The sequence below is a fragment of the Pseudarthrobacter phenanthrenivorans Sphe3 genome, assembly GCF_000189535.1.
Classification (GTDB): Bacteria; Actinomycetota; Actinomycetes; order Actinomycetales; family Micrococcaceae; genus Arthrobacter; species Arthrobacter phenanthrenivorans.
This window is the reverse complement of sequence record NC_015145.1, coordinates 1,878,617-1,892,646: the sequence shown is the minus strand read 5'-3', so window position 1 is coordinate 1,892,646 and position 14,030 is coordinate 1,878,617. Positions and strand designations below refer to the sequence as shown.

The 14,030-nt window shown below is 66.0% G+C and carries 15 protein-coding genes; 4 read left to right on the top strand and 11 right to left on the bottom strand.

The window, feature by feature from the left end:
- Positions 1 to 2: 2 nt before the first annotated feature.
- The 6 genes from ASPHE3_RS08685 to ASPHE3_RS08660 form a co-directional block, all read right to left on the bottom strand.
- The gene (locus tag ASPHE3_RS08685) at positions 3 to 323 is read right to left on the bottom strand and encodes a 2Fe-2S iron-sulfur cluster-binding protein (protein WP_013600847.1); all 321 of its coding nucleotides are present in this window, start codon (positions 321 to 323) and stop codon (positions 3 to 5) included.
- A gap of 41 nt (positions 324 to 364) precedes the next feature.
- Complete coding sequence (locus tag ASPHE3_RS08680; protein ID WP_254363020.1) at positions 365 to 1,174, bottom strand: SDR family NAD(P)-dependent oxidoreductase; 810 nt, start codon at positions 1,172 to 1,174, stop codon at positions 365 to 367.
- Entirely contained in the window at positions 1,167 to 3,038 is a 1,872-nt protein-coding gene (locus tag ASPHE3_RS08675) for a PEP-utilizing enzyme (protein ID WP_013600845.1), read from the bottom strand. The genes ASPHE3_RS08680 and ASPHE3_RS08675 overlap by 8 nt, the downstream gene beginning before the upstream one ends.
- Before the next feature lie 69 nt (positions 3,039 to 3,107).
- The gene (locus ASPHE3_RS08670; RefSeq protein ID WP_013600844.1) at positions 3,108 to 4,187 is read right to left on the bottom strand and encodes a PEP/pyruvate-binding domain-containing protein; all 1,080 of its coding nucleotides are present in this window, start codon (positions 4,185 to 4,187) and stop codon (positions 3,108 to 3,110) included.
- Positions 4,188 to 4,192: 5 nt separating this feature from the next.
- Positions 4,193 to 5,470 (bottom strand): cytochrome P450, encoded by a 1,278-nt coding sequence (locus ASPHE3_RS08665; protein ID WP_013600843.1) that lies wholly within the window; start codon positions 5,468 to 5,470, stop codon positions 4,193 to 4,195.
- 179 nt (positions 5,471 to 5,649) lie between these two features.
- Positions 5,650 to 6,444 (bottom strand): IclR family transcriptional regulator, encoded by a 795-nt coding sequence (locus ASPHE3_RS08660; RefSeq protein WP_013600842.1) that lies wholly within the window; start codon positions 6,442 to 6,444, stop codon positions 5,650 to 5,652.
- Positions 6,445 to 6,607: 163 nt separating this feature from the next.
- Here ASPHE3_RS08660 and ASPHE3_RS08655 point away from each other — a divergent pair, with 163 nt between their 5' ends.
- A complete protein-coding gene (locus tag ASPHE3_RS08655; RefSeq protein ID WP_013600841.1) occupies positions 6,608 to 7,270 on the top strand; it encodes an MSMEG_4193 family putative phosphomutase in 663 nt (220 codons plus the stop codon).
- A 60-nt stretch (positions 7,271 to 7,330) separates the two neighbouring features.
- Entirely contained in the window at positions 7,331 to 8,032 is a 702-nt protein-coding gene (locus ASPHE3_RS08650; RefSeq protein WP_013600840.1) for an SCO1664 family protein, read from the top strand.
- Here the strand turns inward: ASPHE3_RS08650 and ASPHE3_RS08645 are convergent.
- Positions 8,011 to 8,991 (bottom strand): prenyltransferase/squalene oxidase repeat-containing protein, encoded by a 981-nt coding sequence (locus ASPHE3_RS08645; RefSeq protein ID WP_013600839.1) that lies wholly within the window; start codon positions 8,989 to 8,991, stop codon positions 8,011 to 8,013. The two genes, ASPHE3_RS08650 and ASPHE3_RS08645, sit on opposite strands and share 22 nt — an antisense overlap.
- Positions 8,992 to 9,057: 66 nt before the next feature.
- Here ASPHE3_RS08645 and ASPHE3_RS08640 point away from each other — a divergent pair, with 66 nt between their 5' ends.
- Positions 9,058 to 9,840 (top strand): glycosyltransferase family 2 protein, encoded by a 783-nt coding sequence (locus ASPHE3_RS08640; protein ID WP_041652037.1) that lies wholly within the window; start codon positions 9,058 to 9,060, stop codon positions 9,838 to 9,840.
- A 3-nt stretch (positions 9,841 to 9,843) separates the two neighbouring features.
- Here the strand turns inward: ASPHE3_RS08640 and ASPHE3_RS08635 are convergent, their stop codons facing one another.
- From ASPHE3_RS08635 to ASPHE3_RS08620, 4 genes are all read right to left on the bottom strand, one after another.
- Positions 9,844 to 10,791 (bottom strand): alpha/beta fold hydrolase, encoded by a 948-nt coding sequence (locus tag ASPHE3_RS08635; protein ID WP_041652036.1) that lies wholly within the window; start codon positions 10,789 to 10,791, stop codon positions 9,844 to 9,846.
- A 28-nt stretch (positions 10,792 to 10,819) separates the two neighbouring features.
- Positions 10,820 to 11,878 carry an alpha/beta hydrolase gene (locus ASPHE3_RS08630; RefSeq protein WP_254363018.1) on the bottom strand — a complete coding sequence of 353 codons (1,059 nt, stop codon included), beginning with the start codon at positions 11,876 to 11,878 and terminating at the stop codon, positions 10,820 to 10,822.
- Positions 11,879 to 11,944: 66 nt separating this feature from the next.
- Complete coding sequence (locus tag ASPHE3_RS08625) at positions 11,945 to 12,604, bottom strand: cyclodeaminase/cyclohydrolase family protein (protein ID WP_013600835.1); 660 nt, start codon at positions 12,602 to 12,604, stop codon at positions 11,945 to 11,947.
- A 47-nt stretch (positions 12,605 to 12,651) separates the two neighbouring features.
- Positions 12,652 to 13,248, bottom strand: a complete 597-nt coding sequence (locus tag ASPHE3_RS08620) for a dihydrofolate reductase family protein (RefSeq protein ID WP_041652721.1) — start codon at positions 13,246 to 13,248, stop codon at positions 12,652 to 12,654.
- Between the two features lie 185 nt (positions 13,249 to 13,433).
- On the opposite strand from ASPHE3_RS08620, the gene ASPHE3_RS08615 reads away from it, so the two are divergent.
- Positions 13,434 to 14,030, top strand: a complete 597-nt coding sequence (locus ASPHE3_RS08615; RefSeq protein ID WP_013600833.1) for a dihydrofolate reductase family protein — start codon at positions 13,434 to 13,436, stop codon at positions 14,028 to 14,030.

Sequence of the window (14,030 nt, the reverse complement as noted above, 5' to 3'; positions counted from 1 at the left end):
CCCTACACCTGGGTTTCCGGGGTGGTGACGAACAGTTCGATCTCATCCGTCAGGCGGAGTTGGCAGGACAGCCGGGAGTTGTCCTCCCGGTCCACCGCCGTCCCGTAAAGCATCTCGTCCTCCATGTCTTCCATGGGCGGAAGCTGGGAGAGGCAGTCCTCCCGGACGAAGACGTGGCAGGTGGCGCAGGACAGCGACCCGCCGCACTCGGCGACGATGCCCGGTACCCCGTTGCGGACGGCGGTTTCCATGACCGAATCGCCGGGGCTTCCCTGGACATCGCGAACGGCGCCTTCAGCGTCGGTGAAATGAACCGTTGGCATGTGGTTCTCCTTGGTTTGAAAGTTGAAGGGGTGAAGGGCGGTCAGATGAACTGCCTGCCGCCGTCCACCACCATGGTCTGACCGGTGTAGTACGAGCTGTCCGGACCGGCGAGGAAGAGAGCAGCACCAACAATGTCCTCCGGCTGGCTGGCCCGCTTGATCGCTCCGCGGTCCACGCCGTAGTTTTCGGCGTTGTCCATCAGGCCGTAGCTCGCTTCGGTGAGGGTGAATCCTGGGGCGATCGCGTTGACCGTAATCCCCCGCCGGCCCAGTTCCTTTGCCATAACTCGGGTCATGGCCACCACGCCGCCCTTGGAGGCGACGTAGTGGAGCCACTGCTCAGAGCCGCTGTAGATGGTGGCGCTGGAGAGGTTGATGACCCGCCCGCCGTCGGGCAGGTACGGGCTCGCCGCCCGCGTCACCAGCCAGGGGCCCTTGAGGTTGACGTTCATCACCAGGTCCCATTCGGCCGGGTCAATGTCCTCGAAGCGGCTGCGGGTCACCCCCGCGTACACGGCGGCGTTGTTAAGCACGACGTCGATGCTGCCGTTCCCGAACTCCGCGCAGCTTTTCGCAAGGTCCTCAGTGGAGTCCACGTCAGTCACGTCCGCCTGGAAGGCCGCCGCTTCCGCCTCGAGTTCGCGAACCAGTTTTGCGGTCTGCTCCGCGCCTTCGAGGTTGATGTCAGCGACTGCCACCCGGTAGCCGCGGCTGGCGAAGCCGAGTGCGAACGCCCGGCCCAGCCCGCCGGCGGCACCGGTGATGAGGACCGTTTTCCCCGCTCCGGTGGTGTCCGGCGCGGGCACCGCCCGTTCACTCACTTCCGGCGCAGTCATCTCTTGCTCAGACATGGCTGTGGCTGTGCGCTCCGGGGCCGGCAGCCAGGAGTTCGGGTTCCGGGGCGTCGAGGATCTGGACAGTGCCCTTGGTACCGTCAACCCTCAGCAGCTGGCCGGTCTTGATGGTGGTGGAGGCCGAGCCCGTGCCGGTGACAGCCGGGAGACCGTATTCACGGCAGACGATGGCGGCGTGGCTCATCATGCCGCCGATATCGGTGACGGTGGCCTTGATCCTTCCGAAAATCGGTCCCCAGGACGGCGCGGTAACAGTGGCCACCAGGATTTCCCCCTGCTGCACATCGGAGAGCTGGTCCGCGTCGGTGACTACCCGGGCGAGTCCTTCGACGACGCCCGGCGAGGCTGCCATGCCGCGGAGGCCGCCGCCTTCCACCTCTTCGCCGGCGCCCAGCCACTGCTGGACCTGCTCGGTGGTGATGCCCCAGAGCATGCGGGTGAAGGGTTCGGTTATGGATTCCGGCGGGGTGTTCAGGGCCGGGGCAGGCCGGGCAGTCTTGAGCGCCTCCACGATGCCGCGGCGGCGTTCGATTTCCAGCGGCCAGTAGTCGGGGCCGATCGGTTTGGCACCGACGCCCCAGCCGGTGACCAGGTCGAAGAGGGCGTCGCGGACCTCGTTGCGCCCCAGGTAAAGGAGGTCGTCGGGCCGGGTCCAGAACCCCTCGGCGTGCATCATCCGGGAGAGTTCGCGGATCTTGCGCCAGAAGACGCCCATGGTCCAGTGCTCGATGTAGAAGTTGTGGTTCTCCACGTACGGGTAGGCGGTTCCGGCCAGGCGGCGCTTGGCATCGAAGATAGCCTGGTTTTCGCCCTCAAGCAGGTCCCGGTACTCCTCGATGATGCGGTCGCGTTCGGCAATGAGTGCTTCCACCGGGCGCATGATTTCCTGGCCCTCATCCACCCGCCGGATGTAGTCGGCGATGTAGCCAAGCGGAATCTCCTGGTGCTCGTTCCAGTACTTGTCGTGGCCGTAGAAGCCGTTGCCCACCGTGAAGTTGAACCACGGGTCCTTGGCGCCCTCGTACTGGCCCATCCAGCGGTCCCCGCCGGGGGCCGCCGCAATGGCACGCAAGGTGGCATCGACGTCGTCCGTGTTCGTGAAGTGGGGCTGCAGCTGCAGTTCCACGGCAAGCTTGGCGAGCTGCTTGAGCTCGTCGTCCGGGCGGAAGAGTTCCATGTCCACGCCCTGCACCATGGTGGCGATGGACTGGTCCGGAATGTTGGGGAACACCTGCTTGCAGAAGTTGAAGAAGTCCAGGTAGGCGATGTAGCCCAGGTTCAGGAATTCGAAGTGGTACTGCCAGTTCTGGTAGGCCAGCTGGATCAGCCGGTCATAGCTTTCCAGCAGCTTCTCGGAGCCGTCTTTGCCCTTGCCCGAGAGGATGTCCTCCATGGGCACCATGTCCGGGAGCTTGGGAAAGGAAATGGTTTCCATCTCATCGATGGTGCCCTTGACCTTGCCGTGCCACTCCGCAAGGAGCCGCTCCCAGTTTTGGAAGTAGTAGCCCACGCGCTCCTCGAACAGGGGCACGCGTGCGGCAATCTGGTCCTCGGGCACCGGAATGGGCGACATGTAGAGGTAGCCCAGGTGGACCCGGAATTCGATGCCGTTGGCGTTGGGGATCATCAGGTGCCGGGCGTTGTACTGGCCCAGGCATTTGACCGCGAATTCGCCGCCGATGGTTTCGAACGGCTTGTACACCGTGGGCCAGTGCTGGCTGTCGCAGAACCAGAACTTTGCGTCTTCCTGTTCCTTGAGCTTGTCCTGGAAGACCAGGTAGTAGGGGTAGATCTCTTCCCAGCCCTCGGCGCCGGCGGGGACCGGCAACTCGGACGGTTTGGGGAAGGACTTCAGGGACATGGCGGTCCTTTCAACTGCTGGCTCAACGGTGAGCCTGGTGGGGTAAGCGGGAGTGGGAAAAAGCGGGATTCAGAAGGACGGCTTGAGCGCGCCCGCGCTGAAGCCGCTGAAGTAGCCGCCGGAAACCACGGGCACCGTGGCGGTTTGGGTGGCGGGCTTTGAGGAGTGCACGGTTTCCGGCCGGGACTGGAGCAGGAGCAGGTTTACGCCGTCGGGAAGGTCCGCATCAAGCGCCCATTCGATGTCCTGGGGGCACTTGTAGTGCTTCTCGGCCCGCTTAGCCATCTGCGCGACGGCGGTGAGTTCGGCGTCGGTGAGGCTGCGGCGGCCGCGGCGTTCGGCGTCGACCTCCCGTTCCACCAGCGCTTTGGCTCCGGCGTCCGGGACCAGTTCGGCGTGCTTGTCGCCGAGATGTTCGGTGACGACGGCGAGGGTCACCTTGTCCAGGACGATGTTGTCCGGCGTGACCTGGCCGGAGACCACCATCTCACCCACCCCATAGGAAGAGTCGATGGTGATTTTCGAGCGGTCGCCGTTGGTGGGGTCCATGGTGATGGCCACGCCGGAAACCCGTGAGTTCACCATTTTCTGGACCACAACGGCCATGGACAGACCCTCGTTGGGGATGTTGTTCTTCAGGCGGTAGATGATGGCGCGGGACGTATAGAGAGAGGCCCAGCACTGCCGGATGTGGTCGGTGACAGCCTTGACGCCGTCCAGCCACAGGTAGGTGTCCTGCTGGCCTGCGAACGAGGCGTCGGGGAGGTCCTCGGCGGTGGCGCTGGAGCGGACGGCCACTGGGACGGGCGCGTCGAAGCGGGCCATCAGGGACTCGTAGGCGCCGATGGTGAGGCTGCGCATCGCGTTGGGAACCGGCCGGGAGCAGATGTCCTCGCGGATGGCGGCGGAGACCTGCTCCACCTGGCCCATGTCCTCCACGTCCAGGCCGGCAAGGAGCTGGTGGATGTTCCGCGTGATGCCGGCTTCTTCCATGAACGTGTCGAACTGGGCGGTCGTCACCACGAAGCCCGGAGGCACGGGCATGCCGGCGGAGGTCATGGTGACCAGGGAGGCGCCCTTGCCGCCGAGGTATTCAAGCTTCGGTTCGATGCCGCCGTCGAAGAACTGGATGTATTCGTTGCTCTGCATGGTGGTCAGGCCTTCCAGGTGACAGGAACGGTCTCGGGGACGCGGAAGGAGAGGTTTTCGCGAAAGGCAATGTCCTCCGGGTCCTCCAGCTGCAGTTTGGGGGCCAGCCGGGCCACTTCCTCGAGCGCGATCTTGGCCTGAAGCTTGGCGAGCATGTTGCCCAGGCAGTAGTGGATGCCGAACCCGAAGGAGAGGTGCTCGCGGGCGTTGGGCCGTGAGATATCGAAGTCCTCGCCGGCTTCGAACTTGCTTTCATCACGGTTTGCGGAGCCCATCAGGAGGAGCAGCTGGGAGCCCTCCCTGATGGGGACGCCACCTACTTCGGTGTCCTTGAGGGCCTTGCGGCGCCACCCGACGATCGAGCCGGCGTAGCGGAGGACCTCATCGATGGCGGCGGGGATCTTCTTGGGATCCTCGACCAGCTGCTGCCACTGCCCGGGGCGGACCAGGAGCTCGCGCAGGGCGTTGGCGATCAGGGTGGTGGTGGTCTCGTGGCCGGCGAACAGCAGGCTGTAGAGGACCGATGCGATCTCGTGATCGGAGATTTCAGCGCCGTCCTGCTGTGCCTTGACCAGGTCTGCGGTGAGGTTGTCGCCGCCCTGCTCATGGGCCACCCGGACCAGGCGCAGGCATTCCTGCCAGTACTCCACGAGATTGTGGGCGTGCGGGATCTGGTCCTCGTCGCTGAGGTCGCCCCAGGTCATGGCTGCCCGGGAATCGCTCCAGCGCTTGAACTGGTCCACCTGGGAAACGTCCGCGCCGATCAGGGTGAGGATGGTGATGGTGGGGACGTCGTAGGCGAGGTCCTTGACAAGATCGCCGCGGCGTTCCGGACGGGCGAGCATTTTTTCGATCAGGGCCACGACGTTCTGCCGGATGAACGGTTCCAGCGCCTTGTAGCGGCGGGGCGTGAAGGCCTTCTGCACCACGGCGCGGATGCGGGTGTGCTCCGGCGGACGGCGCGCGGACAGTCCCGAGTAGGCCGTGAAGCCGCCGTCCACCATGATTTTCTTCGCGGCAGGACCGCGTTCGCGGACGGGGGCCTGGGCGTTTTCGCTGGAGAAAGTCTCCCAGTCCTCGAATACGGCTTTGATGTCGTCGTATCGGGACACGACGTACAGGCCAACGCGCTCATCGAACATCACCGGCTGCTCGGCCCGGAGTTCGGCGTAGGCGGGGAACGGATCCTTCATCTGGAACGGCTCATAGCCGTGGTGCCCGGCAGGGGCTTCGGCGCCGTAGCCGAAGGGGCAGCGGCCGGCCGTTTCTGTCGACGGTGACATGGGGAACTCCTTGAAGATTGACGCCGTCCGGGCGCCTGTGCGGCCCCCGAAGGTTCTTAACCTTTAGTGTGGTCCACCTCACTGTCAGGGGACAGCTTCTGCTTCCACTGGACGGAAACCAATACTGCGCAGGTGAAGTGGGACCGCAAGGTTGGAGCGCAGGCGGGGCAGTGGGGAGATTACTCCTTTGCTGCCCGGTGCACGCCGATGAGGGTTTCCAGCGGGATGCGCGCGGTTGCCCGCTCGATTTGGGCCGAGATGCCTTTCAGGACAGGAAGGTGCCTGGTCATGGTTGAAGCCTGCGATGTGGGCAGCACCAGGCCCAAGCCGGCTCCTATCCTTCCGGTGTGGAAAACGGGTACGGCGATTGAACAGGATCCGAGCCGTACCTCCTCCATGGTGACGGCGTAACCCTGCTCCCGGATCTGGTGCAGCTCCTCAGGAAACCGGCGCGGGTCAACGTGTGTATGGGCGGTTGGCCTTTCGAGGTCCCGGTTAAGGCAGGCATCCCGGACCCAGTCGTCCTCAAATGCGAGGATGACCTTTCCCACAGCGGTGGCATGCATGGGAAGGCGGCCACCCACCCGGGACGCCCGCGGCACGCGCTTGGACCCGTAGACCCTGTCGATGTAGAGAACCTCGTGGCCCTCCCGAATGGCCAGGTGCGCCGTCTCCCCCGTGAGCGAGAACAGGTCCTGGATGTAGGGGTGGGCAGCGTCACGCAGTTGGCGTCCCGTGTTTTGGGCGAGTTCCCACAACCGGATGCCCAACTGGTAGCGGCCGTTGGGTTCGCGCGAAAGGAGCCCCCAGTCCGTGAGTTCATTGACCAGGCGGTGGGCGGTGCTCACCGGCAGGCCGGACCGGTCTGCGATGTCCGTGAGGCTCATTGCCCCGCGGGAGCCCTCAAACGCCTCCAGGATCGCAAGCACCTTTGATGTCACCGTCCGGCCAGGTTCGCGGCTGCCGCCGGCCATCGCCGCTCCTTTGTGTACGTTCCTCGCGCAGGGACCGCTTCCGCGGTCCGAACCAGAGTCTAGTCCGCTTGGGTCCGGTCGGGAGGCAGGGACCGAAGTCCGCGGCCACTGAAAGCCTTGCACCTGCCCACAAGCCGCCCATCTCGACATACGCTGGGTGGTGATGACTAACGCAACGTCCCCCGCTCCCCAGGCTGTGCCTGCCCAAACACTCCTCCTCCTGGTGCGGCACGGCCAGACGCCAACCACTGGAAAGGTGCTGCCCGGCCGGGCCGCGGGACTTCACCTGTCCGAACAGGGCCAGTCTCAGGCCCGTGAAGTAGCAGAACGCCTCGCGGGCCTGGCGGTGGATGCCGTCTATTCCTCCCCGCTTGAGCGGGCCCTCGAAACCGCCGCGCCTGTAGCCGCCCGGACCGGGATTGGCGTGAAAGAGGACCCCGGGCTGCTCGAATGCGACTTTGGCGAGTGGACCGGCGCCGCGCTCGCCGACCTGTCCGGGCTGCCGCAGTGGCGCACAGTCCAGCACACGCCGTCGTCGTTCCGCTTTCCCGGCGGGGAAAGCTTCACGCAAATGCAGGCACGCATGGTGGACGCACTCGACGAACTCCGGGCCGCCCACCCGGGGGCCGTCGTCGTGTGCTTCTCCCACGCCGACCCCATCAAGGCTGCCGTGGCCCACGCACTGGGGACGCACCTGGACCTGTTCCAGAGGATCGTCATCAGCCCCGCGTCCGTCTCCGCCATCTCCTATGCGGACGGGCAGGCGCCCGCCGTGCTGACGGTGAACTCCACGTCCGGCAGCCTGGCAGGACTGCGGACGCCATGACCCGCCCCAGCACCGCAGGAACTGCGCCCGCCCCGCCCCTCCCGCAGCAAGGCCGGGCCGGTGTCCACGCCTGAGCTGACCCTGCTGACCGAAGGCCGCGTCGAACTCCTTGCGCGGATCCCGCGCAGCAGCAACGCCACCTTCCTGGTCCGGGTCGCCTCCGGGGACCACTCGGCCTACGCCGTGTACAAGCCGGAATCGGGCGAACGGCCCCTGTCGGATTTCGATCCCGGCCTGTACCGGCGGGAGCGCGCTGCCTACCTCCTCAGCCGCCACCTCGCCTGGGACCTGGTGCCGCCCACGGTCATCCGCGCGGATGCACCGCTGGGAATCGGCTCCCTGCAGTGGTTCGTGGAGTGCGACTTCCGCGAGCACTACTTCACCTTGCATGCAGAAGCACCTGAAACGCATGCCGTACTGTCGCAGCTCGCCCTCTTCGACGTCGTGGCCAACAACACCGACCGCAAAAGCGGCCATGTACTGCGGGGACACGACGGACGCATCTGGGGCATCGACCACGGCCTGTGCTTCTCGGCAATCTTCAAGCTCCGCACCGTCATCTGGGAGTTCGCCGGCGAAGCCATCCCGGAGCCCCTGCTCGGGGACATCAGCGCGCTCGCCGGTTCCGTGCCTGCCGATGTGGCAGAACTGCTCGACGACGGCGAGGTTGCGGCGCTGCAGCGGCGGGTGCAGCGCCTGCTCCGGGAAGGGACGCTGCCGGTTGACCGGACGGGGATGCGCTACCCCTGGCCGCTGGTGTAGGCGCCGCGGCGGTCCCACCAGCGCAGCACCCGGAGGCACCGCAGTGTAGTCATTCGGCTTGCGCCCGGCGGTTCGAGGGGAAACCACTGCCTGCCCGGGTAGGGCGGATACCTTTTCCAGGTGCCGTCCGGTCTTTGGGCTGTGCGGACGCGTTCCACAGCATCTTCCAGCCGGGCGTCCGGCACTGTCCCCGCCGCCCGGAAATACTCCAGCCCCCGGAGAAGGTCGAAGTGCCAGTGCGGAGGAAACGGGAAGCGGAGGAAGCTTTCGTGGACAACTTCGCCGGAGCGGTGTGACCTGTAGAGGTGGTGGGAAAGGAAGAAATCCTGCCCCCTTGCCGTCGCTTCCTGCACGCCGGCGTGTCCGCCGGACTGCCGGTACGCCTGGAGTGCCTCAAGGACGCTGATACTCGTGTGGAAGGAACCGTGGCGGGATCCTGTCCGCCTGGCCTGGCAATTCCACCCGCCGTCGGGAAGCTGTTCGCTCAGGAGCCAGGACACTGCCGCTTCGAGCCGCGGCTCCCCGTAACGGAAGCAGGAAGCCAGGAGGACAAGCATTCCCGCAACACACGTGTCCGGAGGTCCGTGCCACAGGCTTGGTCCGCCGTCGTAATACGTGGCACCCTCCCAGAGGCATTGGCAACCGCGCACCGCCTGGGCATTACCCTCTGGAAGGCCCAACCGGTGAAGAAGGAGGAGGGTGTAGGTGGTGGACGTCCATTTGGGCAAATACAGCCCCTGGGCCCAGGTCCCGCCGTCGTCCTGTTCGCCCAGCAGCTTGGCGCCCCACCCTTCGGTTGCCACGCGGCGGCGCTCAGCGAGGACCTGCTCCTCCCCCGCCCCCTGCAGGTCCTGCAGCACCTGCCAGCGGATGGCAGGATCTCCCTCCAGCAGCCACGGGATCAGGTCAGCAGGCGCCTGGCTGCCAGCGCGCGGCTGTTGGTTTTTCCGGGTAGCCACAGCAGGCCCTTCCTCTCGGGGACCACTGCCACCAGAATAGGGCCAAAGGGTGCGGAGGAGTCAGCAGTGGGCACAGAACGGGCAGGTGCTGGAGGGACTGTCTCGGTTGTGATCCCCACCCGGAATGACGCCGAAATGCTGCAGGCATGCCTGCTGCTGCTGTCGCGTCAGAGCAGGCCGGCGGACGAGATCATCGTGGTGGACAACGCCAGCTCGGATAACACGGAAGCCGTGTGCAGCGCAGCGGGCGTACGGCGCATACTGGTGGACGTGCCGGGCATTCCTGCCACTGCGGCTGCCGGTTTCGATGCGGCCACCGGAGATATCATCGCCCGGCTCGATACCGACTCCAGGCCGCCCGCCGACTGGCTGGAACGCCTGGAGGCTGCCCTGGCGGCTGCCGGCCCCCAGTCCCTCATCACCGGGCCCGCACAGTTCTATGGCGGACGTGCATGGGCGCGCTGGGCAGGGAGGCACCTGGTCCTTGCCGCGTACTTCAGGCTCTTCGGGTTTCTCCTGGGCCACCCGCCGGTTTTCGGTTCGAACTTCGCACTTCGGCGGCCGGTGTGGCAGGAGATCCGCGGCAGCGTCGTGCGGAACAATGCCGATGTCCACGACGACCTCGATATTTCCTACAGCCTCCGCCCGGGAATGCGCGTCATCTATGACCCCGCCCTCTCCGTCGGGATCTCGGCCCGGCCGCTGACCAGCTGGGCGTCCATCCGCCGCCACCTGGCCATGACCTTGGTGACTTTCCGGGTTGAGTTCCGGGAGGAGCCACCGCTCCGCCGCCGCCTGCAGCGACTGCGGGCACGGCACCAGCGGGAAACAGCGGACGACGGCGGGTAGCGGTCAGGGCGCTCCGTCCTGCTTCGCGTACAGGGCCAGGAGGTCCCGGCTGAATTCATGCGGCGAAGTCTCGCACGGGCTGTGCCCGCCGCGGTAGACAGCTATGCGGGCGCCGATCGCCTGGGCGAACAGCCGGTGCAGCTGCAGAGGCCACAGGTCATGTTCTCCCACGGCGACGAACTTGGGGATGTCGGCGCCGGCCAGGAGTCCGCGCAGGTCCGGAACATTCTTCATCAGTTCGTAGATGTCCCGGACGGAAGCCCGCCGCGTATAGCGGAAGCGGTAATTGACGAAGCGCTGCCGGCTTCGGGGCACCCGGACAAAACTCCGGCGGATACCCCAGATCAGCAGGGCTGCACCTATCCGGCCGTTCGCCCAGCTGCTGAACCGCCCGATCCTGCTCACCCCGCGGAAACTCTGCCCGGGTTCGGGCGGGCAACTCAGGAGCGTGAGCGTCAGGAACAGCTCCGGCCGGACGGAGAACGCGATTTGCACCACGATCGCGGCGAACGAGTACCCCACCACATGGACAGGCTTGCCGGCTGTCCCGAGGACCGCAAGGAGATCGTTGACGAAGAGGTCGTAGTCGTAGTGCCGCCGCGGCGGCACCAGGTTCTCCGGTCCGGCTGCTGCAGACTCGTACTGTCCGGCCAGGTCATAACTGAGGACGAAGTAGCCGGCTTCGGCCAGGTCCGGCATCATCAGCGAAAAGTCCTCTTTGGAGCCGGTGGCCCCGGGAACAAGGACGATCCAGGGGTCTTCAGGGTTGCCCATGGTCCAGGCCGCAAGCTGGCCGCTGGGGGCTTGGATCCTGGTGGCTGCCGAACCGGGAGGGCGCCTGGTCCAGTCAACCTCACCAAGCTCCGCATCCAGCAGGGCTGCAGCATCAACGCGGGCAGAACCGAACTCTTCGGGGCTTACCCCCAACGGTTGCCGATCCGCCGTTCCCATGCTCCCAAGATAGCGCGGGCATCAGGTTTTATTGAGAGGCGTCCCCGGCGGGGGCCGAGACCCTCCTGACGAAGGCGTGCAGGCGCCGGTAGACTTCCTGGGATTCGGCGAACCGGTAGTCCTGTTGCCAGGTGTGTTCGGTGTTCGTGTTGGACCATTCGTAGATCAGGGCATCAACCGGGACATCGTGTTCTTCCAGCCTCGCGATGAAGTTGAGGTTGGCCTCATACAGGAAGTCACGTTCCGAGGTCGTGACAAAGACAGGCGGGAACCGGCCGTCCAGCCATTCAATGGGAGACATGCAGGCGGCCTCCTCCCGGAGCCGCTCCAAGGCCCTTTTGGTGGTAAAGGGCACCCGGCGGCGGTTCCCGGGCCGGGACGGCAGCAGCATACGGACGAAATTCAGGCCCATCACGAATCCGCTCTTGAAGAACACTGAGAAGTCCACCATGCTGCAGTGCTGGACAAGGCCTTTCACGTGGTCCGCGGCCACGGCGGGCTGAAGGGAATAGTGTCCGGCCAGCTCAGGCCGGAACGTTGCCGCCGCCAGCAAAGCCGCGATCTGGCCGCCGGCGGAGTCGCCGCCCAAAACCACGCATTCGGGATCGCCCCCGTAGTCTTCGATGTTGCTGCGCACCCAGGCCAAAGCAGCGTTGGCGTCATCAAGTACATGGCCCATATGGAACCGGGGCGGCCTGCGGTAGTTGACATTGACCACCACCATTCCGCCGGCCGCCTGGTTTGCGCAGTATTTGGTCAGGGCTGACTTGTCGCCGGATGTCCATCCTCCGCCGTGGAAGTACACGTAGACGGGAAGGGCGCCGTTGTGGCGGGCCTGGGAGCTGTGGGCGATTGCGAGGGGGGTGAGGACGTCGAGTTTTTGCGCGGCCACACCATCTTCTGCGTAGCTGATATCAACTGCGTAACCGATGTCTGTCCGTGGGTCCGTATTGAACCGTGCACGCTCACGGGGGCTCACGCCCAGCATCAGCAGCCGCCAGGTCCATACTGGCACGCGCCGCACCAGACCCCGCGTCCTCCGTGCCAGCGGGAAGGCGGTTTGTGGGTGGCGGACCGCCGTGGTCATTCCTTAAGGATACCGGCCGGCGCCGCCCTGCCCGGGGCGTTGCCGGGTTCTTGCTGCACCGGCAGCTCAGGCGGCATCCGTGGGCGCTGCCCTGTGGTCCACGGAAGCAGTCAGGTGATCGATTCGCTCCAGCGCAGCCGTGAGCTGCTGCACCGCTGCCCACAGGGCGGGATGCTGTTCCTCAACCTCCTGCAGCGTGGCCCCGGCAGACCTGAGGGTGGCAAGGTCGAAGCTGACATTCGTCCGCGCCCCCGCCACCGCAGCCCTCAGGGCCCCGAACCCGACGACGACATCGGCTATGAGCGCCGGGTTCCCGTGCGAGGCAAGCCAGCCCAGGTCATCGATCGCGGCCACGGCCCGTTCCCCCAGGAGGGCCGAAGCCTTGGCCGCGTCGACGGAGGCCCGGTGGATCGCCTCGTCCCGTTCGCGGCCCCGGTCCAGGCGGAAGGCGGCGCCAAACGCTTCGGACGCGGCAGCATCGCCGTCGGCCAGTCGAAGGGCTTCCTCCCGCAGCGAGAGGGCGCGCGCGTGCAGGGCGGCGAGGTCCCCCCGCTGGTGCTCCTTTGGCTCTGTGTAGCCGGCGAGCATTGAGGCGAGCGACGCCGCGATGGCCAGCATGACGCCGGTCCCGGCGCCTCCCCCAGGCGAGCCCTTCGACTCGGCCAGGGCGCGGGTCCATTCCTGGACGGTGGAACGTTGGGTGGTTACGGCATCACGTTCTGTCATGGTGTCCAGTGTGCCAAATGGCTGTCACCCAAAAAGCGGAGGGCCCCTTATTCAACCGTGGTGCCCGGCGGGCCCGAGAGCACGGTGGGAATGTATTCGAGCAACTGCAGCCTGCCATCAAACGTCCGGCTTTCCACCATCTCCAGTGCGACGTCCGGGTAGCCATCCCAGATCCGCTCGCGTCCGGTCCGCCCGGTAATCACAGGGAAAACCACCAGCCGGAACCGGTCCACCAGGCCGGCGGTCAGCAGGGAACGGCAAAGGCTGAGGCTGCCGAGGGTGCTCAAGGGCTGGCCGCCCGAACGCTTCATTTCCTTCACGGCCCCAATGGCATCCCCGGTGACCAGCTCCGAGTTCGGCCACGCAAGCGGGGCCTGGAGTGTTGAGGAGAAAGCGATTTTGCGCACCGCTGCGAGCCCGCTAAGGCTGGCCCCTTCGTCGTCGGAAAATTCCGAGTCTCCGGCTGCGGCCTGCTCTGACATGGCGGACATGAGCCGGTATGTGTTGGCGCCCATCAGGAAGGTGTAGTTCTTCTGTCCCTCCTGCTCCAGCCACGCCAGGTATTCGGGCCCCTCCAGACCCCACCAGCCGGGCCATCCCTCGGCGGAGGCATAACCATCCAGGGAAATGATGAGGTCAACCATCAGCCCAGCCGGCCGTGCCGCTGCGGTTCCGTTTTCCACTGCCGTCTCCTCCTGTCGGGCTGGCGGCCATGCTATCCCCGCGCGGCGGGGCCTTCAAGGCCCTTTTCCCTAGGCCTTGGCGTCCCCTGCCGCTAGCATGGCCGGTACCGGGCCCCGCCCTGGTGTCCCGCCGGAAAAGGAACGCCATGAACAACGTCACCTGCGATCTCACTGTTTCCCTGGACGGATTCCTCGCCGGCCCCAACCAGAGCCGTTCCACTCCCCTGGGCGACGGCGGGGAGGAGCTGCACCGGTGGATGTTCGAGGAGCCCGATGCCAACGCGGACGCGATTGCCGGCATCCTCTCCTCCGGCGCCTACATTATGGGACGCAACATGTTCGCCGGGCCGGGTCCCGGGCCCTGGGACGCTGACTGGCGAGGATGGTGGGGCGTGGAGCCGCCCTACCACGCCCCCGTTTTCGTCCTCACGCATCATCCCAGGCCTCCCCTGCAGATGGCGGGCGGCACGACGTTCCATTTCGTCGCCGAAGGCATCGAAGCGGCACTTGACCAGGCCCGGAATGCAGCCAACGGCAAGGACGTGGCCATTGCCGGAGGCGCTGCCACAGCCCGGCAATACCTGTCGGCCGGCCTCATCGACGAACTCCGGCTCCACATCGCGCCGCTGGTCCTTGGAGCAGGCGCGCGTCTTTTGGAGGGAGTGCGGGATATTAGGCTTGAACCGGCTGACGTCAGCGGAACGCGCCTCGTGACCCACGTACGCTACCGGATACTCCGCTGA